General features: G+C 33.2%; 21 protein-coding genes. All 21 read left to right on the top strand.

The window, feature by feature from the left end; translation table 11 throughout:
- The first annotated feature begins 157 nt into the window (after nucleotides 1-157).
- The 21 genes from IWX84_RS03270 to IWX84_RS03170 all read left to right on the top strand — a co-directional run bounded on the left by IWX84_RS03270 (nucleotide 158) and on the right by IWX84_RS03170 (nucleotide 24,527).
- Nucleotides 158-1,435 carry an ABC transporter ATP-binding protein gene (locus tag IWX84_RS03270; RefSeq protein WP_196849339.1) on the top strand — a complete coding sequence of 426 codons (1,278 nt, stop codon included), beginning with the start codon at nucleotides 158-160 and terminating at the stop codon, nucleotides 1,433-1,435.
- A gap of 5 nt (nucleotides 1,436-1,440) precedes the next feature.
- Nucleotides 1,441-2,277, top strand: a complete 837-nt coding sequence (locus IWX84_RS03265) for a class I SAM-dependent methyltransferase (RefSeq protein WP_196849338.1) — start codon at nucleotides 1,441-1,443, stop codon at nucleotides 2,275-2,277.
- Nucleotides 2,278-2,295: 18 nt separating this feature from the next.
- A complete protein-coding gene (locus IWX84_RS03260; RefSeq protein WP_196849337.1) occupies nucleotides 2,296-3,171 on the top strand; it encodes a glycosyltransferase in 876 nt (291 codons plus the stop codon).
- The gene (locus IWX84_RS03255; protein ID WP_196849336.1) at nucleotides 3,172-4,293 is read left to right on the top strand and encodes a glycoside hydrolase family 99-like domain-containing protein; all 1,122 of its coding nucleotides are present in this window, start codon (nucleotides 3,172-3,174) and stop codon (nucleotides 4,291-4,293) included.
- Complete coding sequence (locus tag IWX84_RS03250; RefSeq protein WP_196849335.1) at nucleotides 4,254-5,246, top strand: glycosyltransferase family 2 protein; 993 nt, start codon at nucleotides 4,254-4,256, stop codon at nucleotides 5,244-5,246. The genes IWX84_RS03255 and IWX84_RS03250 overlap by 40 nt, the downstream gene beginning before the upstream one ends.
- A gap of 4 nt (nucleotides 5,247-5,250) precedes the next feature.
- Nucleotides 5,251-6,057 (top strand): glycosyltransferase family 2 protein, encoded by an 807-nt coding sequence (locus IWX84_RS03245; RefSeq protein ID WP_196849334.1) that lies wholly within the window; start codon nucleotides 5,251-5,253, stop codon nucleotides 6,055-6,057.
- On the top strand, nucleotides 6,058-7,203 hold the full coding sequence (locus IWX84_RS03240; protein ID WP_196849333.1) for a glycosyltransferase: 1,146 nt from the start codon (nucleotides 6,058-6,060) through the stop codon (nucleotides 7,201-7,203).
- Entirely contained in the window at nucleotides 7,204-8,109 is a 906-nt protein-coding gene (locus IWX84_RS03235; protein WP_196849332.1) for a beta-1,6-N-acetylglucosaminyltransferase, read from the top strand. It abuts the gene before it with no gap.
- Entirely contained in the window at nucleotides 8,106-9,113 is a 1,008-nt protein-coding gene (locus IWX84_RS03230) for a glycosyltransferase family 2 protein (protein ID WP_196849331.1), read from the top strand. Before IWX84_RS03235 ends, IWX84_RS03230 begins: the two co-directional genes overlap by 4 nt.
- Nucleotides 9,114-9,554 (top strand): acyltransferase family protein, encoded by a 441-nt coding sequence (locus tag IWX84_RS03225; protein WP_196849330.1) that lies wholly within the window; start codon nucleotides 9,114-9,116, stop codon nucleotides 9,552-9,554. It abuts the gene before it with no gap.
- Nucleotides 9,555-10,189: 635 nt separating this feature from the next.
- Complete coding sequence (locus IWX84_RS03220) at nucleotides 10,190-11,074, top strand: glycosyltransferase family 2 protein (protein ID WP_196849329.1); 885 nt, start codon at nucleotides 10,190-10,192, stop codon at nucleotides 11,072-11,074.
- Between the two features lies 1 nt (nucleotide 11,075).
- The gene (locus IWX84_RS03215) at nucleotides 11,076-11,753 is read left to right on the top strand and encodes a cytidylyltransferase domain-containing protein (protein ID WP_196849328.1); all 678 of its coding nucleotides are present in this window, start codon (nucleotides 11,076-11,078) and stop codon (nucleotides 11,751-11,753) included.
- A gap of 141 nt (nucleotides 11,754-11,894) precedes the next feature.
- A complete protein-coding gene (locus tag IWX84_RS03210; RefSeq protein ID WP_196849327.1) occupies nucleotides 11,895-12,935 on the top strand; it encodes an N-acetylneuraminate synthase family protein in 1,041 nt (346 codons plus the stop codon).
- Entirely contained in the window at nucleotides 12,928-13,716 is a 789-nt protein-coding gene (locus IWX84_RS03205) for a glycosyltransferase (RefSeq protein ID WP_196849326.1), read from the top strand. The genes IWX84_RS03210 and IWX84_RS03205 overlap by 8 nt, the downstream gene beginning before the upstream one ends.
- Before the next feature lie 274 nt (nucleotides 13,717-13,990).
- Entirely contained in the window at nucleotides 13,991-15,112 is a 1,122-nt protein-coding gene (gene neuC, locus IWX84_RS03200; RefSeq protein WP_196849325.1) for a UDP-N-acetylglucosamine 2-epimerase, read from the top strand.
- Nucleotides 15,112-16,503 (top strand): hypothetical protein, encoded by a 1,392-nt coding sequence (locus tag IWX84_RS03195; RefSeq protein ID WP_196849324.1) that lies wholly within the window; start codon nucleotides 15,112-15,114, stop codon nucleotides 16,501-16,503. Before neuC ends, IWX84_RS03195 begins: the two co-directional genes overlap by 1 nt.
- Nucleotides 16,494-17,576: a glycosyltransferase family 4 protein gene (locus IWX84_RS03190; RefSeq protein ID WP_231385398.1), complete on the top strand. Its 1,083-nt coding sequence runs from the start codon at nucleotides 16,494-16,496 to the stop codon at nucleotides 17,574-17,576. The genes IWX84_RS03195 and IWX84_RS03190 overlap by 10 nt, the downstream gene beginning before the upstream one ends.
- Nucleotides 17,577-17,592: 16 nt before the next feature.
- Nucleotides 17,593-19,026: an MBOAT family O-acyltransferase gene (locus IWX84_RS03185; protein ID WP_196849323.1), complete on the top strand. Its 1,434-nt coding sequence runs from the start codon at nucleotides 17,593-17,595 to the stop codon at nucleotides 19,024-19,026.
- Between the two features lie 1,518 nt (nucleotides 19,027-20,544).
- Entirely contained in the window at nucleotides 20,545-21,417 is an 873-nt protein-coding gene (locus IWX84_RS03180; RefSeq protein WP_196849322.1) for a hypothetical protein, read from the top strand.
- Nucleotides 21,418-21,690: 273 nt separating this feature from the next.
- Nucleotides 21,691-22,920: a glycosyltransferase family 4 protein gene (locus IWX84_RS03175; protein WP_317192099.1), complete on the top strand. Its 1,230-nt coding sequence runs from the start codon at nucleotides 21,691-21,693 to the stop codon at nucleotides 22,918-22,920.
- Nucleotides 22,921-22,982: 62 nt separating this feature from the next.
- Nucleotides 22,983-24,527 (top strand): glycosyltransferase family 2 protein, encoded by a 1,545-nt coding sequence (locus IWX84_RS03170; protein WP_196849321.1) that lies wholly within the window; start codon nucleotides 22,983-22,985, stop codon nucleotides 24,525-24,527.
- The last annotated feature ends 1 nt before the right edge of the window (nucleotide 24,528 follow it).

Raw genomic sequence — 24,528 nt, 5'->3', positions numbered from 1 at the left:
TAAAAAGTAAAATTTTGTTTCTGTATTTCAATAATTATTGGGATTCAGTAAGCGAAGCGGTAGCACGATTTTAGATAATTATGTTTTCTCAGGTAGCAAATCCTAAAAATTGATTCGCAAGCATCAATTTGCGTAACTAGAACAATGAATAAATAAAATGAGCAAAGACATCATTCTCAAAGCCGAAAACATTTCTAAGCAATACCGCTTGGGCCAAGTGGGAACTGGCACGCTAAGTCATGACTTGAACCGCTGGTGGCATCAAATACGTGGTAAGGAAAATCCATACCTAAAAATAGGCGATGTCAATGACCGAAGCACAAAAGGTTCTAGCGACTATGTTTGGGCATTACAAGATATTAATTTTGAAGTAGAGCGTGGTGAAGTGCTGGGGATTATAGGTAAAAACGGAGCTGGAAAATCGACGTTGCTAAAAATATTATCTAAGGTTACCGCACCAACCACGGGAAGCATAAAATCTCGAGGTCGTATTGCTTCGTTACTCGAGGTAGGAACAGGTTTTAATGGCGAAATGACTGGTAGAGAAAATATCTTTTTAAATGGTGCTATTTTAGGAATGACCAAAAAAGAAATCGCCTCAAAACTTGACGAAATTATAGATTTCTCGGGTTGTGAGCGTTACATTGATACTCCGGTAAAGCGTTACAGTTCTGGAATGACGGTGCGTTTAGCCTTTGCCGTAGCCGCTTTTTTAGAGCCAGAAATTTTAGTGATTGATGAGGTTTTGGCAGTAGGTGATGCTGAGTTTCAGAAAAAAGCGATTGGGAAGATGCAGGATATTTCTCGAGAAGGAGGAAGAACGGTTTTATTTGTGAGTCATAATATGGCGGCGGTAAGGAGTTTGTGTACAAAAGGGATATTGTTGGAGAACGGAAAAATAGTCTTTGAGGGAGGCATTGAACCCTTGTTGAATTTATATTTAAAATCTAACCAGAATCGTAATTATTGGAAAGGTGAAGACGGGGATAAAAGTATGAGATTATTGAATACTGAAATCTACAATGAATTAAGGAGTAAAAACTTAAAAAATACAGATCTAATTCACATCGTTTTAAAATTTGAAATTGGAGAAAAGTTTAAAGATATAGTTATAGGGGCAACTATATGTACACCAACGGGCAACCCTATTGTGGGTTTATTATACAATGATTACAACAATTTAAATGAAATATTACCGGGTACGTACGAAGTAATATTTACAATACCCTCTTGTAGTTTAGCAACAGGTGATTATGAAATTGAATTTAATTTATCAATTCCTTTTGTTAAAAAGTATACATGTGAAAAATCTAATTTATCATTTGCCATTACTGCCGAGAGCGACTATGGGAATAGATTTTATGTTGAAAATAGTTTGTTTTTAAATTCAATAATTAGGCCCAATTGGTTTAATTCAATTAATAAGATTAATTAATAATTATGTCACAATTTCAAGATTATTTTAATAATAATACGGGTAACTGCATTCATAAATGGATTCATTATTTTGACATATATGATTTCTGGTTCAATAAGTATAAAAACAAACCAATAGTTATTTTAGAAATTGGTGTTTATCAAGGGGGATCTTTAAATATGTGGCGAGATTACTTTGGTGAGGAAGCTCAAATATTTGCTATAGATATTAATCCAATGTGTAAGCAGTTTGAGACTGAAAAAACAAAAATATTTATTGGCTCGCAAGAAGACAAAGAGTTTTTAGCTTATGTTAAAACGCAGGTGCCGAAATTTGATATTTTAATAGATGATGGAGGACATACAATGAATCAACAAATAGTTTCATTTGAGGAACTGTATAGTCATATTAAAGACGATGGTTTATATTTATGTGAAGATCTGCACACTTCGTATTGGAAGGAATATCAGGGAGGTTATAAAAACCAAAAAAGTTTTATTGAATACAGTAAAAATTTTATTGATTTAATAAATGCTTGGCATTCAAAAGATCAGCGACTTAAAGTGATTGACTTTACAAAAAACACATATTCATTGCATTATTATGATAGTGTTTTGGTTATTCAAAAGAAATTAATGAAACCTCCAATTTCTGAAATGAAAGGTGAGATTATTATACCAATTGACAATTTTCCAATTCCAAAAATAGAAGAAAGCTTTACAAGCGCAATTAAATTTGCGATTAATAAGATTTTAAGAATAAATTCTATTAATAAGGCCTATAAGTCTAAAGGATTATATGGTTTAATGATTCTTGTAAATGAGAAGATTTTTTCAAATAAAAATAATATTAACAGATAGTTTTTAAGGGTAAAAACAATGATTTCCATAATAATATGTTCCAGAAAAAATACTATTCCAAATGATTTATCATTAAATATTGACAAAACCATCGGCCGTGAATATGAATTGATAGTTATAGATAATGCAGAAAATCAATATTCAATTTTTGAAGCTTATAATTTAGGAATTGAAAGAAGTAAGGGGGAGTATTTGTGTTTTATACATGATGATATTTTGTTTCACACACAAGGCTGGGGTAACATAGTCAATGAGATATTCAAATTAGATGAAAATATAGGTCTAATTGGTGTGGCTGGCAGCGAAGTGAAAACTAAAATGCCTTCTGGTTGGTGGAACTGTCCAGATAATTTGAAACATATTAATATTATACAACATATTTCTATTGAGAAAATTGAAAATTGGTTGTATGGTTTGAAAAATGGGGTTGTTCAAGAAGTGGCGGTAATTGATGGTGTATTTATGGTAATGAGAAAATCCAAAATACGATTTAACACTAAACTGAAAGGTTTTCATAATTATGATTTGAACCTTTCTCTAGAAACTTTAAAAGCAGGGAAGAAAGTTGTTGTTACAAAAGATATATTAATCGAGCACTTTTCAAATGGTGTCATAGATATTTCTTGGTATGTTTCTACTTTAAAATTTCATAGAATTTACAATTCATTTTTGCCAGTAGTTGTTTTTGAGAATAAAAAGAAATTGAAAGAGCTACAAAAGACGGAAATAGATAATGGACTGCAATTTATCGATGCTTTTTTGAATTATCAATTTGATTTTAAAATCTTAATATATTTTGTACTTATTTTTCGAGAGTCAAGTTCAAAGTTTAAAGTTAAAATTTTTAAAAAAATTATTAAATTATATATTCCAAATAAAATACTCAAGAAATAAATGTCCAATAGCATTAAATTCCTAGCCTATTATCTTCCTCAATTCCATCCTATTCCTGAAAATGATGCTTGGTGGGGAAAAGGATTTACAGAATGGACAAATGTAACTAAAGCGAAACCGTTGTTTAAAGGGCATTACCAACCTATTTTGCCAGGGGAATTAGGGTTTTATGACTTAAGATTACCGGAAGTGCAAGAACAGCAAGCTAAATTAGCTGAGGACTACGGTATTGATGGTTTTATTTATTACCAGTATTGGTTTGGGAATGGTAAAATGCTTCTGGAGAAACCCGCTGAAGCGATGTTGAAAAACAAAAATATCTCACTACCATTTTGTTTTTGCTGGGCAAATGAAACATGGAAGGGTATTTGGCACGGTTTAGATAATCCTTATGTTTTGATAGAACAAACTTATCAAGGAGAAGAGGACTACATCGCTTATTTCAATTATTTGCTTCCTTTTTTCAAAGATGAAAGGTACATAAAAGTCAATAATAAACCGATGTTTCATATTTATCGACTGGACCATATTCCTGATCTCAACAATTTTATTGAAATCTTTAACAAATTAGCAATTAAAATGGGGTTTAATGGAATCCATTTTGTTGCGACAGGCAATGTGGATTCAAAAAATGTAATTAACAATGAAAGTATTTATGGGGTAGTGGGTATGGACGTTTTTAATGACATCAGATATCAGCAAAAAACTTATTATGACAGACAATCATTTCTAGGTAAATTAGAAAATAGAATACTCGCAAAAAGCGGGTATACTGATGTGGTGGAACATAGAAAAAAACCTTTAATATTGGATTATTCTAAAGGGATCATGAAATTTAATGTTTTATTTCCACATAGTAAGTATATTCAATGTGTTTTTCCTAACTGGGATAATACTGCCCGTTCTGGTTTACAATCTTTGATTTTTAAAAATGCAAATCCGCAAGCTTGGTTTAATCATTTTAATAACGCTATCAAGGAATTAAAAAAAAATAAAGCTAATCCGCAATTGATTGTTATTAAATCATGGAATGAATGGGCAGAAGGAAATCATTTAGAACCAGACGCTAAGTTTGGGAGAGAATGGTTAGAAGTAATCCAAAAAATAAAAAATCAAATATAATGAACCCCCTAGTTTCCATAATAATCCCTACTTATAACCGAGCACATCTCATTAGTGAAACCTTAGATTCTGTCGTAGCACAAAGTTATATTAATTGGGAATGTATTATAGTTGATGATGGGTCAACGGATAATTCTTTAGAAATCTTTGTGCATTTTAATGAAAAAGATAGGCGATTTTTTTACTACGATCGTCCAAACTCAAAATTAAAAGGACCGTCTTCCTGTCGAAATTATGGGGTTGAAAAATCCAAAGGTGAATATGTTATTTTCTTAGATTCAGATGATTTGCTTAGCATAACATGCTTGCAAGATAGAATAAATTTTGCTTTACAAAATTTACAATTTGATTTTTGGATTTTTAAGATGGTAGCTTTTATTAAAAATACCGATAATATCAAATTTGTATATAAAAAAATGGGTGTTGGAAATGAAAGTATTTATTGCAGGCAAGAATTTATGAAAGGAAATCATCCATTTGTGATTACTGCGCCGCTCTGGAAAAAAAATGTATTAATCGAATTAAAAGGGTTTATGGAGAAAATGACGATGATTGAAGATCCAGAATTACATTTAAGAAGTTTGAAAAAAGGGTATCAATTAAAGTTTGCTAATTTTGAAACTCCAGATTGTTTTTACAGACAAAAAATAAGTAGCAATTTCAGAAAATCTAAAACGGAGGTTAAAAATAATTACATTTTTTTTAACTTACATTTAGAAAAAAATGAAAAAGATTCAATTTTTTATTTTAAAAAAATGTTTAATATTTTAATTTTTGATAATTTACACTTTAAATATTTTTTTTTATTTTCTTTTTTGGCGTATAAGAAAGGTATTTTCAATCACAAAATTATGTTTTTTGGTACTATTATAATATTTTATCATTTAACTAAATTAGCCGCTTTTAAGGGAATCGGATATAATTACTTCAAAACTCAATTCAATAATTTTTGAAAGTATGCATAAACCATTTCTTTCCATCATTATTACCTGCTACAACCTCGGCGAATTTCTTCAAGAAGCAATTGAGAGCGTACAAGAATATTGTAATATTCAAGAATACGAAATCATAGTAGTCAATGATGGTTCAACAGATGCGTTAACCAATCAAATTATTGAATTGATTTCTAAAAATGACTTGTCGATTACACTGATAAACCAACCTAATTTAGGTTTAGCTAAAGCAAGAAACAATGGAATAAAAGAGTCCAAGGGTGAATTTATCATTATACTTGATGCCGATAATAAGTTGCGACCGATTTTTTTAGAAAAAACAATTGAAATACTAAAAAACAATCAAGCTATTGACGTTGTTCACGGTAACGCTCAGAATTTTGGTAATAAAAACACAGTATGGCAATCAAAGCCATTCGATTTTAAGGAAATGTTGCTTAATAATTATATTGATGCGTGCGCTGGTTTTAGGAAATCAACATGGGAAAAACTAGGTGGTTATGATGAAAATATGCCATTAATGGGTTTTGAAGACTGGGATTTATGGTTACGTATGGGAAATTCAGGTTGTCAATTTAAATACGTTGATGAGATTTTTTTCGATTATCGCGTGCGAGATCATTCAATGCTTAGTGACGCTTGGAAAAAAAGAGATGTTTTACTGAACTATATTTTCAGTAAAAAAGAATTAAAGCATCTATATTATTTTCGTGAATGTTTGATTGAAAATAAAAAACTTAAAGAGGAGCCCTCTATGAATCGTATTACTAAAATCATTTTAAAAAAATTAAAGCGAAAGTTAAATTTCTAGATGTACAATTATAAAAAAATATTATTTACAACCGAGAATATTTGCTGGGGTGGCAGTGAGTTATTGTGGTCGAAAACTGTTGTAGAATTAGTTTCAAATAATTTCAAAATCGGCATTTGTATTGATGATAGGCTTGCAATTCCAGATGAAATTAACATTTTACAAAGCGAAGAAAAACTCAAGGTTTTTAAATTTTCAAATGCTGATTTATCTTTTTATAAAAGAGTTTTAAATCGCTGTTTACCTTATAAAAATCGATTCAAGAAAAAAAATGAAAGACTATCTTTTATATTAAATTTTAAACCTGATTTATTAGTTATAAATCAAGGTTATAATTTTAATGGAGTCGATACAATGGCATTCGCAGTAAGAAATCAACTAAAATATATAACAATTTCGCATGCTGTAAATGAAGGATTATGGCCTAATATTGTTTTGAGGAAAAAGATGAGAATGGGTTTTGAGAACAGTGTTGCCAATTACTTCGTCAGTGCCGATAATCTTGTGGTCACTCAGAATCAATTGGGCTTTTTTCTTGATAACGCTGTAGTTATTCGAAATCCTTTTAACGTATCTCATAGTATTGACTTAGATTTTCCTATCCAGAATGATTTTCATTTAGCGTGTGTTGGTAGATATGATTTTTTTGCTAAAGGCCAAGATGTTTTGTTGCAAGTTCTTTCATCTGAAAAATGGAAAAAAAGAAATCTAATTGTCAACTTTTATGGTACCGGAAATGATTTAGAAAATCTAAAAGATCTTATAAATATGTACCAATTGAATAACGTTTTTATTCACCCTTATACCGAGCCAATAGATATTTGGCGAACAAATCAGGGATTAATTTTAACCTCGCGTTTCGAGGGATTACCGCTTGTAATTGTTGAAGCAATGCTTTGTGAAAGAATAGCTATTGTTACCAATATAAGTGGAAATACAGAATTAATTACTGACAATCTAAATGGATTTATAGCTGCTGCACCAAGACCAGAGTATGTTGATGAAGCTTTAGAAAGAGCTTGGCAACAAAGGTTAAATTGGAAGACTTTAGGGACCAATGCAAAAAAAGCGATTATAAATCAAATTCCAGAAAATCCTGCTTTAATTTTTGCTGATAAGTTGGTAGCAATTTTAAATACAATCTAAATGTATTATAAAGTCTATTTTATTTTAGCTCACAAAAACCCCAATCAAATTCTGGAATTAGTTTCTCTTTTAGATGACGGAAAATCATTTTTTTTCATCCATATTGACAAGAAAGTTAATCAAGATAAATTTCAAAATTTATCTAAAAATTTAAAAGTTTATTTGATCAAAAAACGTGTAGAATGCGAGTGGGGCAAATTTAGTTTAGTCAGGGCCACATTAAATGCAATGGTTGAGGTGAATGAATTTATGAAATTAAATTATTTCATGGATACATATCACTTCATTATGCTGTCAGGAGAAGATTTACCATTAAAAGCTAATCACGAAATTCATTCATTTTTAGAGACAAATCAGAGCATCTCTTTTATGCATCACTGGCAGTTACCCTATGAAAAATGGTGGGGAGGTGGTTTTTTTCGCTTAGAAAACTTATTTTTATTTGGATATAAAAAAAATAAAAAACTTAATTACTGGATAAATAACATATTTAAAAAAGTGGGAATGGCCTTTTTGAGCCCTTTAAATCGGTTTAAGAAACAATATCCACAGTTTACAATTTATGGTCATAGTCAGTGGATGATATTGAACCACGATTTAATAAAATTTGTGATAAAAATTAGTAACGACAATTCTAAATTCAACTCCATTTTTAAATACACACTAGCATCTGACGAATTGTATTTTGCCACTTTAATTTTAAATTATGATATTCAGCAACAATTTTCTATCACAAATATCTCTAAACATTTAATTCATTTTAGTAAAGCTGAACCAAATCCAGCATACTTGACAGTTGAAGAGCTAGAAAATAATATTAAATGTGATTTTCTATTTGCGAGAAAATTTGATTTGTCAGTAAATCAAAGTGCTATAAATTTCATTAAAGAAACTATTATTAAATGAAAAAATTAGCTGTATTAATGCCAGCTTATAACTGCGCTGTCTATTTGCGTGAAAGTATTGATTCAATATTAAATCAAACCTATTCTGATTTTGATTTTTACATATACGATGATTTCTCAACTGACGAAACTCAAAGTGTCATTCATAGTTATACTGATAGCAGAATTTTTTATATAAAAAATGATAGAAATCTCGGTATTGCAGCAACCTTAAATTGTGGCTTGGATTTGTTATTGCCACAATATGAGTTTATTGCCAGAATGGACGCAGATGATTGGGCATTTCCAGAAAGATTTCAAAAACAAATTGACTTTATGGAAATGAATCCCGAAATCGCAATGTCCGGCACTCAGGCTTACTGGCTAAAGAATATGAATGAATTAAGAATAATTAATTGGTTACAGCCAGAAAATTATAATTACATAAAATTGTATTTACTTTTTTCAGCTTCTTTTGGACACCAAACGATTATTTTTAGATCAATCTTAATAAAGAATTACTTTCGATACAACATTAATATTAAAACTTGCGAAGATTGGGAATTATGGACTAAGATCGTAAAAAAAAATATTATAATTAATTTGCCAGATTTCCTAAGTAAGAATAGAATAGTTTCAACTAGTAATCATCGGTCTTCAGAAAATGCAGTGTTACATCTAAAAGAACGATCTATTATACTTTCAGAGTACTGGAAAACTTTCAATATTATTCTTTCACCCGATCAAGTATATGAGTTATATTATGAAACGAGTGAAAGCGTTAAAGAAAATTTTTATCTGAAACTAAATATCTTGATTGATTCGTTTAATAGTCTTTTTTTAAATTATCATCAAGAATTAGTCACAGAGGATAAAGAACAATTTAGTTACATGCTCGCTCGGAAAGTATTAGACTTATGGAAACGTTCAGGAAAGAATAGATTAAATCCAAAAATTTGGATGTTAATTTTAATCAGAGTAAAATTTATAAATAAATTGAGATTAATTCGAAGCCAGATAAATTAGATGAGAAACGAAAGAATCAGTCTTTTAGATAGTTACAGAGGAATTGCCATTCTAATGGTTATTTTCTACCATTTTTTTTCGAGGTGGATCGAATATTATCCATATCAAAACAAATATGATTTTTTTAGACTTGGAAAGTTTGGAGTTCATTTTTTTTTTATGATCAGTGGCTTTGTTATTTTCTACACTCTTGACAACACCAAATTTTTTTTACAATTTTGGTGGAATCGATTTCTTAGATTGATACCATCTATGTTTTTTGCTTCAATAATTACTTACTTAATTTTTATATTTTTCGATGATAAATTACTTTTCCCAACAAGCCATCAGGTTATAAATGTTTTTGTTAGCCTTACATTTATTCAGCCTGATTTAATTTCTTCATTAACTGGCTATCAATTTGATTTTAATTACATTAGTGGTTCCTATTGGAGTCTTTGAATTGAAATTCAATTTTATATTTTTGCATCTTTTTTTTACTTCTTTGTTTCAAAAAAAGAATATTTTTGGTTTTTTGGCACTGCTATTTTACTTGCTGTCTTTAGCTGGCTTTTATCACATATATACACTAATGATTACATAATTTTAAAGTTAAAGTCTTTGATGACAATTTTTAATTTAATTGATGCACTTCCTTTTTTCTGTTTGGGTTCGGCTTTTTATGTGTTATTTAATAATCGAGCGAGACAAATTAGAAATTCAAACTTATTATTATTTGTTTTTTTCTTCTTTTCTCTTTTTTTAATTTTTAATAGTATTTATGATTCTGGTAAAATATTGTTGATACTGATCTTCCTCTCTTTATTTTATTTAATGATTTACAGACCAAATAAAATAGCATATTTGGATAATTTAGTATTACATAAAGTAGGAGTGTCGTCATATTTCTTATATTTAATTCATGAAAACATTGGAGTATTATTGATAAATAAAAATTTTATAAATTCTAATTATTTGTCTGTAATAATGCCTCTTTTTTTTATTCTCGTGTTCGTAATTATTAGCTTTCTTTTTACAAAAGATATTGAGATTAAGATTATTAAGTTTTTTAGAAATCATGTTAAATTTTAAAGACATTGAAAGCATCAATACTTATTGTTTCTAAAAACAGAAAAGAAGAATTACTTAAAACTTTAAGAATTATTGATTCATTAATTGATAAATCTGCGGTTGAGGTTTTAGTTTTTCTCGATGGTTGTACCGATGATTCGCCTAGTATTATTGATGAATTGAGCTGGGTCAGGTTTTTTATTTCAGAAAAGTCTATTGGCGCTTCAGCAGCGAGACATCAAATTTATCCCTTTGCAAAATCTGAAATTTTAATTGGTTTCGATGATGATGCACATCCGCTAACTAAAAACTTTGTATGGGAAATAGAAATTCTCTTCAAAGCAAATCCAAAAGTTGCAATTCTAGCTTTTGAAGAAATAAAAGGTGTATTTTCATCAGATGAAGAGGCATACAAACAATCAGGAAATAAGCATATCGAATTTTTTTGTTCTGAATTTATTGGAAGTGGATTTGCTATTCGAAAGTCCGTTTACGATATGACAAACGGATTTCCAGTTTGGATTGATATTTATGGAGAGGAATCCTGTTTGTCAATTGAAGTTGTAGCTGAGGGTTTTGATATTTTATATACTAACGCAATAAAAGTAAATCATCGGGTCAATATTGCGAAAAGAAAATTAAATAAACAGAATTATTTTAGATTTGAAAAGCAACTAAAAAACACAACTTTTTACTATCTAGTTTATTATCCGTCTCCTTTACTCAAAATAATAAAACTGTACTGGCACAACTTTAAAAAATACGCTTTAACAGATTGGGAATGTTTTAAATTATTTTTTAAGACTATTATTATCGTTTTTTCTCAAGCTTCAGCAGTTTTAAAATTTCGAGCGCCAGTAAATCCTGAAACTTTACTAAAAATGAATCAACTTAGTAATCCACAATTTTAATATGAAAACTATCGTAATAATTCCAGCTCGTGGTGGCTCAAAACGTTTGCCAAACAAGAATTTGTTGCTTTTAGAAGGAATTCCTTTGTTGGTTCATAGTATTTTATATGCCCAAAGAAATGCGTCTATTATTGATGAAATCTATGTAACCACCGATAATGCAGCAATTAAAAAAATTGCTTTACAGTATGGTGCTAGGGTAATCGATAGACCTGATAATTTATCGGGCGATTTTGAGCCTACGATAAGTTGCGTCCAACATGTTCTAGAAAGTATTCCTGATGCTGTAGAATTGGTTGTGTTACTACAACCTACTAATCCGTTGCGACCAGAGAAATTGCTGCAAGAAGCTTTTGAAAAGTATCGCAATAGTGATGCCGACAGTTTATTCACCGTGACTAGGAATCATCAAAAATTAGGAAAAATACAAAACAATTGTTTTATACCTTATAACTACTCCATAGGTCAGCGTAGTCAGGATTTAGAACCACTTTATTTTGAAAATGGATTATTGTACGTTACTAAAGCAAATTTGATACGGGAGGGCAAAATAGTTTCTGAAAATAGCGCCCCTTATGAAGTAAATCATATTTTTGCGACAGTAGATATTGATACCCAAGATGATTTGGATTATGCGGAGTATTTAATTAACAAATCGTCTCGACTGCGCTCGACGTGACAGTTGTTGAGATATGAGAATTTTGTTGTCAAATCGAGCGCAGTCGAGATTGTTTATTTCTGACATCGCTCAAAGCAATCTTAGTGCGCTTACTTTAAATATTTATTTTAAAACTTAACCTAAAACCATTCATTAAAAATAATGAATCCATACATAGAAATTGCAGGCAGAAAAGTTGGACCGGATTATCCTCCCTTAGTAATTGCCGAAATAGGAATTAATCACGAAGGTTCTTTATCTGTAGCCAAAGAAATGGTTGACGCTGCTCACAAAGCAGGTGCTGAGGTAGTCAAACACCAAACTCATATTGTGGGAGATGAAATGAGTGGAGCAGCCAAAAAAGTAATTCCAGGTAATGCCACCGTTTCGATTTACGAAATTATGGATCGCTGCTCTTTAAACGAATCCGATGAATTGGAACTGAAAAATTATGTAGAAAGTAAAGGTATGATTTTCATTTCTACCCCTTTTTCAAGAGCGGCTGCAGAAAGGCTGCGGAAATTTGATATTCCAGCGTACAAAATAGGATCTGGAGAATGTAATAATTATCCGCTGCTGGAACATATTGCAGCTTTTGGCAAGCCGGTGATTTTAAGTACTGGCATGAATACCATTGAAAGCATTACAAAAGCGGTGGCTATTTTTGACAAGCACAACGTACCTGTCGCGCTGTTGCATACTACTAATTTATATCCAACTCCCATTCATTTAGTCCGTTTTGGTGCTATGATGGAAATGCATTATGCTTTTCCCGATAAAGTTTTTGGTTTGTCGGATCATACTTTAAATAATAATGCTTGTTTGGGTGCTGTTGCGCTGGGCGCTAGTATTTTGGAACGTCATTTTACAGATAGCATGCAACGCATCGGACCCGATATTGTATGCAGTATGGATGAGCAGGCTTGTGCGGAGTTGATTGCAAGTTCTCATGAAATGTGGCAGATGCGCGGTGGAACTAAGAAGCCTGCTTTTGAGGAACAAGTAACGATTGATTTTGCTTTTGCTACGGTTTGTTCCATTGCTCCAATAAAAAAAGGAGAGGTATTTACCAAAGAAAATATCTGGGTAAAGCGTCCGGGAACTGGAGCTATTTTAGCCGAACGGTATAATGATATCATTGGGAAAACAGCAACTCAAGACATTGATAGCGATGAGCAATTAAATGGGAGTGATTATGAATGATACAATAACCGTTGTTATTCGAAATAAAAATCAGGCCGAATCCTTAGATTTTTTGCTTACTAATTTAAAAAAAAGGTATTCAGAGGATATTGATGAAATCATTGTGTTGGATAATCGATCTTCAGATAATAGTTTGCAAATTATTGAAAAACAGGGTGTAAAAAAAGTGACTATAGATCAGTTTTCTTATGGTGGGAGTGCTAATTTAGCAGCTGAAAGTGCACGAAATGACTTAATAGTGATTTTTAGTGCGCATGCTTTTCCAGTTAGTCATGATTTTTTTAAACTTATAAAAATAAGTTTTCTAAAAAACAGTAATTTGGCTGGACTTCGATGTCTTCATAATGGTAATGATTACAAACACTACATTAATGAAGTTTCGTCTAAGGAAAATCCAAATGAAGCTGGTGTGATTTTTTGCGGTTCAGCATTTAATAAAAAGGTGTGGGAAAAATTCAAATTTAAAGATGATATTCAGACCATGGAGGATAAAGAATGGTCACAAAGAGTACTCCATCAGGGATATGATATTGAATTTGTTCCCGCTATATTTTGCTATGATATAAAAAGAACCGATGAACAGCTTTTTTTTAGATATAAAAACGAAGTCATTGGCAGTTATCAACTATGGCATACCGATTATAAATTTACTACCGCTTTGAAAATGGTAGCGGGTTCAACTATAAATGCCTGTAGAGTTTTTAGTAGTAGTATGTATTATACTTTCAAAAGATTCTGTTTTCTTGTAAAATTCATACATAATAAGCCTGAAAAGTTCTAAACAGTTGGGATAATTTTACTTTTTTAAAGTCTTTTGGTTTGTAAAAAGTAAAAAATAGGTATTGTTTTATACTCTGTCTCGACTGCGCTCGACGTGACATAGCTGGAGGGGTAATGAACATGTCAAATCGAGTCTTACGTATTTCGCTCAATATATGCTTTAGTTGCGATGGTGTTTTTTTTTGAAAACATTTTGCCTGCGCTTGACATGATATAGAGTAAGTTTAAAAAAGTATATTTGCAAATTGTGAAAATATAGAGGTTAAATTATCAAAATGAAAAAAATCCTTTTTCTTACCGGAACACGAGCAGATTTTGGCAAAATTAAATCACTCATTTCTATTCTAGATACCCATCCTGATTTTGAAGTTTTTGTTTTTGTGACAGGAATGCATTTATTAAAGGAATATGGGTATACTGTGTTAGAAATTGAGCGATGCAATTTCAAAAACATTCATATTTTCGAGAATCATACGCACGAAACCACCATGGATTTGACGCTGGCCAAAACAATAGAAGGATTATCTGCCTACTGCAAAGAAATAAACCCAGATTTAATTATAGTGCACGGTGACCGCGTTGAAACTCTGGCTGGTGCAATTGTAGGTTCTTTGAATAATATATTGGTGGCTCACATTGAAGGAGGAGAGTTATCAGGAACAGTAGATGAATTAATACGGCATAGTGTGAGTAAATTAAGCCATATTCATTTTGTTTCAAATGAGGATGCAGCCAAACGATTGTTGCAAATGGGCGAAATGGAAACCTCCATTTTTAATATAGGTTCGCCGGATATTGATATTATGTTCTCGGATACACTTCCCAATTTAGCGGTTGTAAAAGACTATTACGAAATCAATTTTGATGATTTTGCTATAGTTATGTTTCATCCAGTGACCACTGAATCCACTGAAATGCAACATTATGCTAAAGATTTTGTTGATAGTCTGTTGCAGGATACACATAAGTATGTGGTGATATATCCTAACAATGATTTAGGAAGCAGTTGTATTATAAAAGAGTATCAACGTTTGCAAAGTAATCCGCGCTTCAGAGTTTTCCCATCCTTGCGATTTGAATATTTTTTAACCTTACTGAAAAATAGTCAGTTTATCATAGGAAACAGCAGTGCAGGAATAAGAGAGGCTCCCTATTATGGTGTTCCAATAATTAACATAGGAACTCGTCAACAAAACAGGGCTGTGCATGCCGATATTATAAATGTAGATTATCATCAAGAAAGTATTATTGATGTCTTAACAGATATTGATACCCACCAAGTTCACCGGACCGATACAGATTATGGAAATGGAAATAGTGCGCAATTGTTCCTGTATTCTTTAGAAAAAAGCGATATTTGGAAACTAAACCATCAAAAACAGTTTAAAGATTTTTAATGAAAAAAATAGGAATAGTTATTACAGACGGAGTTGGTTTTAGAAATTTTATATTAAGTGATTTTTTAGTAGAGGTAGAAAAGTCGTTTGATGAGGTCATTATTTTATCTTGTTTACCAGCTGAAATCTTTGCTGATTTTATTATTAATTCTAGGATTATTGAGTTGCCTGTATTTGCTGAAAAATTCCCCACGTGGTTTTTTAGAAAAGCAAAAGAAGTGGCGCATTTGAAGTTGCATAAAAAAGATAATTTTGGAATCACAGACAATTTAAATACTAATACATCTAATGCAAAAAACCCGAGAGGATATGCTACTCGATTGATTTTTAGGTGGACTTCTATATTTCATTCCGAAAATTGGATTCAGTGCTATACTCAATTACAGCAATGGTCTTTTAAAAATAATCCAATCGTTAAAGACTACGGGGCAATTTTTGAAAAAGAAAGATTTGATTTGTTATTTTTCACGCACCAACGTCCACCGTTTATCGCTCCTTTGGCTTACCAAGCCCAAAAAATGAAATTAAAAACAGTTTCTTTTATTTTTAGTTGGGATAATTTGGCCTCGAAAGGGCGAATGGCTGCTGAATTTGATTATTTTTTAGTTTGGAGTGATTTGATGAAAAAAGAGCTGTTGCATTTTTATAAAACAGTGCAAGCCAAAAATATTGAAATAGTGGGAACGCCGCAATTTGAGCCTTATGTATTAGATAGATACTACGTCAATAAAGAAGAATTTCTCTTGAAATTTGAGTTAGACCCGTTAAAAAAAATAATTTGTTTTAGCTGTGGCGATAGTTCTACCAGTAAAAATGATGCATTGTATATTGAAACCATTGCAATTGCTATTTTAGAAAAAAGGATATTAGATGTTACTTTATTGGTTCGGACTTCTCCTGCGGAAGACCCGATTCGATTTGCTTTGGTAGCCGAAAAATTTCCTTTCGTCAAATGGAATTTCCCCAAATGGTATTTGTCCCGCAAGGGGCATCAAGAAGAATGGTCACAACGGGTTCCGACAGTTGAAGACGTAAAAGATTTGAGAGGGATATTAAATCATTCTGATTTGAATATCAATATGTTGTCTACGATGAGTTTAGATTTTATGCAATTTGCGAAACCGGTGATTAATACTGTTTTTGGAACTAAAGAAAATGGTCTATATGACGATCAACGGTTTTTAAAGTATGCTCATCTGATCAATGTGGTGAATACTAAGGCAACAAAAATTGCTAAAAATGAGAAAGATCTCGTGACTTTTATTAATGATTATCTCGAAAATCCTATTTTGGATGAAGCAAACAGAGAAGAACTTTTAGAAATGCAGGTTTCAAAACCATTGAAAGGAACTGGGAAGCGAATCGCCGAAACGCTTTTACAATGGTCATAAGCGAAAAAAAAATAGCGATCCTTTGCAACTATGAATTAGTACCAGAACGGGTAGGAGGAATGGACTATTTCTTCTGGCAGTTTGATGCAAAATGCAAAGAGAATGGTTTCGAAGTAGATTGGTTTTTTCCAAATCGTTCGCATCATGGGGACTATTCTAATTTGACTATCCTGGAGAGCAACGGTCTTAATTTAGAAATTTTTTTTCTAGAGACATGCAAAAGTAAGCAGCTAGTGTATTCTCATATTATTACTCATTTTGTCGAATTGTGCACCCCTTTTTTTTATAAATTGAAACAGCTATCGTCGGCCAAAATTATAGTCATAGATCACAATCCAAGACCCATTGCTGGCTATCCGTTAAAAAAGAGACTAGAAAAAAAAGTAAAAGGAATTTTGTTCTCAAGATACATCGATTTGTTTGTCGGAGTATCTAATTATACGGTAAGTGAAATCCTAAAAGATTTTGGATCCCATTTAAAAAACAAAACGATTATCATCTATAACGGGGTGTTGATTAAGGATATAAAAGTGAGAGTAAACCGAAATGTTATCAAACCAACATTTATGGTGGTATCACATCTTAGAGAATCAAAAGGGATTCAAGATCTAATTCAAGCCGTTTCTCAATTAGAGGAGCCTATTAAAAGTGAAATTAAAATAGCTGTTTTTGGAGATGGCCCTTACAAAGATGTTTTAATACAACTAATTAAAGATAAGGGATTGACAGGAAATTTTCAATTAATGGGTAGTAAATCCAATCTCAATGAATTACTATGCCAATACGATTATATGTTACAGCCTACCCACATGGAGTGTTTTAGTCTTTCTATTTTAGAAAGTTTAGCCGCTAATGTTCCGGTGATTACTACCAATGTTGGCGGTAATGAGGAAGTCATTACAACTGGAGAAAATGGTTTTATAACTACTGTAAAGGAAATCAATTTATTGCAAGATGTATTGAAAAAAGTATATTTGGGCGAGTCTAAAATCACTAAAAATACGAGGACTTTAATCGTTGATTCTTTTTCATTAGAAAAAATGGTAGAAAATCACTTAAAAATAATTTACTAAAGTTCAATAATATTAGATGTTTTTCAATTCCTTTGCTTTTGCCCTCTTTCTGCCTATCGTATTTATCTTGTATTGGTTTATTTTTAATAAAAATAAAAGCACCCAAAATTTACTGTTAATTGTTGCCAGTTATTATTTCTATTCCTGCTGGGATTGGCGCTTTTTGTTTCTATTGGTTTTCTCGACTTTTTTAGATTATTACACTGGAATTCAAATTGAAAAGGCAAAGAAAGCACCCCTTCGTAAATTTTGGTTTTGGTTGAGTATAAGCATCAATCTCGGTTTTCTAGGTATATTTAAATATTATAATTTTTTCGCGGATTCATTTTCCAACTTACTAAATGGGTTTGGATTGCAAACGAGTCCTTTGCTGTTAAACGTGATTCTTCCGGTAGGGATTTCCTTCTACACGTTTCATGGATTGTCCTACGTAATCGATATCTATTTAAAAAGAATTAAAGCCGAATATAACTTTATAGATTATTCGTTGTTTGTGAGTTATTTTCCATTACTGGTCGCGGGTCCTATAGAACGGGCCACGCATTTATTGCCACAGGTAAAAGTAAAACGCAGTTTTGACTTTCAAAAAGCCAAGGAAGGCGTTTTTCAGTTTGTTTGGGGATTAGTTAAAAAAGTGGTCATTGCCGATACCTGTGCTACGTATGCCAATGCCATTTTTGATAATTATGAAGCAATGAATTCGCTATCCTTGTTGCTTGGTGCAGTGTATTTTGCTTTCCAGATTTACGGAGATTTCTCCGGTTATTCGGATATGGCGCTGGGGATGTCTAAACTGTTTGGGATCGATTTGTTGCGCAATTTTAATTATCCGTATTTCTCCAGAGACATAGCAGAATTCTGGCGGCGGTGGCATATTTCGCTGTCTTCTTGGTTCAAGGATTATTTATACATTCCATTAGGAGGAAGTAGTGGAGGCATGGCGATGAAAATTCGCAATACTTTCGTGATTTTTCTGGTGAGTGGTTTCTGGCATGGTGCCAATTGGACTTTTATTGCTTGGGGATTTATAAATGCCCTCTATTTTTTACCGTTGTTACTTTTGAAAAGGAATCGGTCTAATATGGAAACGGTATCATTATACTGGGATTTTGCCTCAGTACGAGTGTTTTTCAGTATGCTGAGCACTTTTGCATTAACGTGCTTGGCTTGGATATTTTTTAGGGCAAAAACGATTGAAGATGCTTTTGAATATATAAAGCGGATGTATACGGATGGTCGATTTCTCTCCCAATATCTGGAAAATGAAAGGTACAATTATGAATTACTCCTAATGGTTGCTGTTTTTATAGTAGTTGAATGGAATAGTAGAACGCATGTAGAACCCATTTCTGGGAAGTATTCTTGGCTGAAATTAGGGCTGTGTTTAATAGCCATCATCGCATTAGGAACCTATTCCGATTACAAAGAATTTATTTATTTTCAGTTTTAGGAAAAGATTTTCGTTTCACCTCTTGCGTCAAAGGGATCCGAATTTCCGTTTTGCCCCGACCCTAAAGGGAGACGTAAATATAGGTGTTCTTAAATAGGAATGTGTAGTCTTTCTTTTTCCCACCCTTTAGGGATGGGGAAGGAAAAAGGAAGTAGGGGATTCGAATTTCCGTTTTACCCCGACCCTAAAGGGAGACGTAAATATAGGTGCTTTTGAATAGTAGTGTGTAGTCTTTCTTTTTCCCACCCTTTAGGGATGGGGAAGGAAAAAGAAAGTAGGGGATTCGAATTTCCGTTTTACCCCGACCCTAAAGGGAGTCGAAAATTGAGAACGTTTGGAGTTTAATTTTCGTTTTAATCCTGCTCTAAGGGGAGACGTAAATACTGGTACTCTTGAATAGGAGTGTGTAGTCTTTCTTTTTCTCACCCTTTAGGGATGGCGAAGGAAAGAGGAAGTAGGGGAGCTTTTCGTTTTGCCCCGACCCTAAAGGGAGCCGAAAATCTAGAACGTTTGGAGTTTAATTTTCGTTTTAATCCTCCTCTAAGGGGAGACGTAAATACTGGTACTCTTGAATGGGAGTGTGTAGTCTTTCTTTTTCCCACCCTTTAGGGATGGGGAAGGAAAAAGAAAGTAGGGGATTCGAATTTCCGTTTAACCCCGACCCTAAAGGGAGCCGAAAATTGAGAACGTTTGGAGGTTAATTTTCGTTTTAACCCTGTCCGAAAGGGAGACGTAAATATAGGCGCTCTTGAATGGGAGTGTGTAGTCTTTCTTTTTCTCACCCTTTAGGGATGGGGAAGGAAAAAGGAAGTAGGGGATTCGAATTTCCGTTTTACCCCGACCCTAAAGGGAGACTGAAATTGAGAACGTTTGGAGTTTAATTTCCGTTTTACCCCGACCCTAAAGGGAGACGTTAATGTAGGCGCTCTTGAATAGTAGTGTGCAGTCTTTCTTTTTCCCACCCTTTAGGGATGGGGAAGGAAAAAGGAAGTAGGGGATCCGAATTTCCGTTTTATCCCGACCCTAAAGGGAGCCGAAAATTGAGAACGTTTGGAGTTTAATTTCCGTTTTAACCCTGCCCTAAAGGGGAACGTAAATATAGGTGCTCTTGAATGGTAGTGTGTAGTCTTTCTTTTTCCGACCCTTGAGGGATGGGGAAGGAAAAAGGAAGTAGCGGAGATTTTCGTTTTAACCCTGCTCTAAATGGAGACGTAAATACAGGTGCTCTTGAATGGTAGTGTGTAGTCTTTCTTTTTCCCACCTTTTAGGTATGGGGAAGGAAAAAGGAAGTAGGGGAGGTTTTCGTTTTACCCCGACCCTAAAGGGAGCCGAAAATTGAGAACGTTTGGAGTTTAATTTCCGTTTTACCCCGACCCTAAAGGGAGCCGAAAATTGAGAATGAACCTGAAATAATTAATGGGACGTTTCTTTTCCCTACCTTTAAAGATAGGGATGAGGAATGAAAAAAAAACGATTATTTAGAAAGAAACTATAAATAGAATACAGAATAAAACAACAATGAAGCAGTTTTTAATTTTTACGGTCAAAACCCTCGTGTTACTATTTTTACTATTAGTGGTATTGGATTTTATGTATACGACTGTTTACCTACAGGCCTCCAATCGAGGAAAAATTGATTATGTTTACAACTCGAAGCCAAGAAATTACGATGTGGTAATTTTAGGGTCTTCCAGAGCTAATAATCATTTTGTGACGCAATTATTTGAAGAAAAAGGATTGAAATCTTTTAATTATGGAATGAGTGGCGGTCATTTATTTGAGGCTTCTTTGTTATTGAAATTAATGGTAGCGCGAAATTATTCAATCCAAAATATAATCATTGAAACCGATTTAAATCTGTCTAATGCGAATAGAGCGGATGGGATTGCGTCTAAATTTTTGCCATATATTCATGATTCTAAGATTATAAAAGAACATTTTTCAGGAGAAGAGGATTTTTGGCAATTGTATTACATTCCATTTTATCGATATATTGGTTTTGATGCTCAAATTGGATTTAGAGAAATGTTTTTTAATATGATCCATAAAAAAACTGCTCATCTGCAAAATTCAGGATATGCTGCTTTGGAGGTTGGTAAAAAAGGAAACATGAAAAATGACATTAGAGCTTTAAAGCCCATCCATAATAAATACTATGAAGAGATTAAACAAATTTGTGCTACCAATAATATCAATTTGATTGCGGTGATGACGCCAATGTGCAGCAATACAAAGGGATTGGATTATTTTGAAAAAGCAAATAAGATCTACCCTGAAATTCATAATTATGAAAATGCAGTGGAAGGCGACCAGTACTTTTCTTCCTGCGGACACCTGAATGACGCAGGAGCGAGGTTGTTCACAAGACGCATTTTAAAAGATTTTTTTTGAGTTTTTATCGCTACCGTTTTTTAACCCTTTCAGAGTTGTGAACTCTGAAAGGGTTATACAAATACAATACCATGAAGAAAGATACAAATGTTTCCGTTTCGGCTCCCCTCTCCTTTAGGAGAGGGGCCGGGGGTGAGGAAAACACAGCATTCCATCTCAACAATAAAACAGCATGAAGAAAGATACAAATGTTTCCGTTTCGGCTCCCCTCTCCTTTAGGAGAGAGGCCGGGGGTGAGGAAAACACATAGCCCGATTTCAACAATAAAACAGCATGATAAAAGATAACAATGTTTCCACTTTAGCTCCCCTCTCCTTTGGAGAGGGGTCGGGGATGAGGAAGATAGCCTTTCTAACCCCTGAATACCCTCACGCCAACACCGGTAATTCGGGCGGCATTGGTACGAGTATCAAAAACCTCGCAATGGGATTAATCCAAGAGGGGTGTTCGGTTCGTGTTTTGGTTTATGGTCAAAAAGAGGAACGTCTGTTTAACGATAATGGTATTGTTGTGCAGCAGATAAAAAATATAAAATTCAAAGGATTGTCTTGGTATTTGACCCGAAAAAAATTGGAGCGCATTATTAATTCACTGTACCTAAATAAAGAAATCGATTTGGTAGAAGCACCGGATTGGACCGGAATTACCTCTTTTATTACGCCAAAAAAATGTCCCGTTGTCATTCGGCTAAACGGCTCTGATACTTATTTCTGTCATTTAGACCAGCGCCCCGTAAAGTGGATAAATAAATTTCACGAAAAAAGAGCCCTTCAAAAAGCGGACGCCTTGCTGTCCGTGAGTCAGTTTACTGCTGATTTGACGAATGAGGTTTTTGATTTAAAAAAAGAATTTACAATTATCCCTAATGGAATCGATACCGAAAAATTTAAGAATAACTTTGCGGGTAGTAGTTCTTGTATTCCCCCTTTAGGGGCTAGGGGGCTTCTGTATTTTGGGAGTCTAATCCGGAAGAAAGGGTTGCTAGAGCTGCCTTTTATTTTTAATGAAGTAGTTCGGCAAAGTCCGACCGCTACCTTAATTCTGGTCGGTAAAGATGTTCCAGATATTATTGCGGGAAATCCTTCGACTTGGAAAATGATGCAGGAATTGTTTACAAAGGAGGCCTTGGCTAAGGTTACTTATTTAGGGAGTGTTCCGTATCAAGAGATAAAAGAACACATAGCGCAAGCAACGGTTTGTGTTTTTCCAACATTTGCAGAAGCCTTACCGGTTTCTTGGATCGAGGCCATGGCGATGGAAAAAGCAATTGTCGCGGCTAACATTGGTTGGGCAACAGAGGTTATTGATGAGGGTAAGAATGGTTTTTTAGTGCATCCTGCGAATCATCTCGAATATGCCAATAAGATTGTCGCATTGCTTGAAAACGCTACTTTACGAAAGGAATTTGGTTCCTTTGCACGCAAAACAGTAATTGAAAAATTTAGTGTAGAGGTGGTAGCGAGTCGGAGCATTGCTTTTTACGAAAAGCTAATAAAAAGCTAATAAAATTATTACGAACAAAATCTGTATAAAAGAAATTGTTTATACTAGAAATTAATATAGAAATGAAATTTCAATTAAAAGAATATACAACAGAAACAGGGGAAATACTTTTGTACGCAGGATCTCCAAATTTCAAAAGATTAGATGTATTATCAAAAGGGGCAGGAGATATTTGGCACAGTTCTTTTGAACAAGGATATAAAAATGCATTCCCAGAATTAGTGTATCAAACGGCTGTTTTTTTCTGGTATCTAAATGATTTTGATGGCTTAGACCAGTGTGTTAGTTGGAGGGTGAATCCCAATGCATTTGCCGTTCGAAAATCGGTATGGGAGATTACAAAAGGGTTTGATGTGGACTATGAGAATCTTCAAATGCAGGGGTTGGATTATGGTTTTCGATGCATCCGTTTCTTAGGTGTTGTTCCACTGTATGTGCAACATTTGTTTTCTGAATCAGAAAGAGAAATTATTTTTATTTCTCAAAGGGATCGACATCTTTTTTATAGAAAAAATTATAAAATCAGTCACGCTCTTTTTATGATTTATAGATTGGGGGCTTGGAAAATTTCAGAATGGATGACTTTTTTTAAAATTAATAGCAATTTTAAAAAACGAAAAGAGGCTTCCGTAGTTCCTCCTCGTAAATTAAATGCAATACAAGACAATCCTTCTGTTAGTTACATCATTCCTACGATGTTTCGACAGGAATATACATTGCAATTATTAGAGGATCTTGCTGCCCAAAAATATAAATTACAACAAGTGGTTGTAGTGGATGCAACCCCAGAAGATAACAGGGACGAATCGCTGTATCAGCAAAATAAATATCCATTTCACCTGCAAGTAATTTGGCAACAATCAAAAGGTAGTTGTAAGGCCAGAAATGAGGCTATAGCTTTATGCGCTGGCGATTATATCGTTTTTGGGGACGATGATATTCGGATACCAACGGATTTTATAGAAAATCACATTCGATTGTTGCAGACGTATGATGTGGGAGCCTGCAATGGATTAGATATTCGCGCTGATGTTCATACTGAAGATTTGGATGATTTAAAACGAAAATTAGAAAATTCAAATCTTTATAGAAAAATAGTCGGTTGCACACCTTCATTTAGCAATGCGAATTCTTGTGTGAAAAGAGAATACGTATTACAGTTAATTGGAAATGATGTCAATTTTGATGGAGGATATGGTGAGGACAGTGATTTTGGTATGTCACTTTCTAAAATTGGAGTTACGGTGTTGTTTAATCCGTTTTCTGCTAATTTGCACTTAAAACCGCCTTCAGGAGGGTATCGATTTTGGGGAAATCAGGCTAAAATAATCGGAAAGAAAAGAAAAAAGCAACCATGGGAACTGGATACACCGGTACGAGGAATAAGGCCGGTTCCGAGTCCGACAGTAATGTACGGGATTCTAAAACATTATACCCCACAACAGCTCATAGAATACAAGTACAAGCATTTTACGTATTACTTGTTTAGCGGCTCTAAATTGGGAATTTTGTATCGTTTATTACGAATTCCGTATAAAAACATACAATTTAAGAAGTCTGTTTTTTATGCTAGAAAATTAATTAATATAGGAACCAGACATCAATAAA

The sequence above is a fragment of the Flavobacterium sp. CG_9.10 genome (genome assembly GCF_015752245.1).
GTDB lineage: Bacteria > Bacteroidota > Bacteroidia > Flavobacteriales > Flavobacteriaceae > Flavobacterium.
The sequence above is the reverse complement of the archived record's forward strand: the minus strand, read 5'-3'. Positions and strand labels throughout refer to the sequence as shown.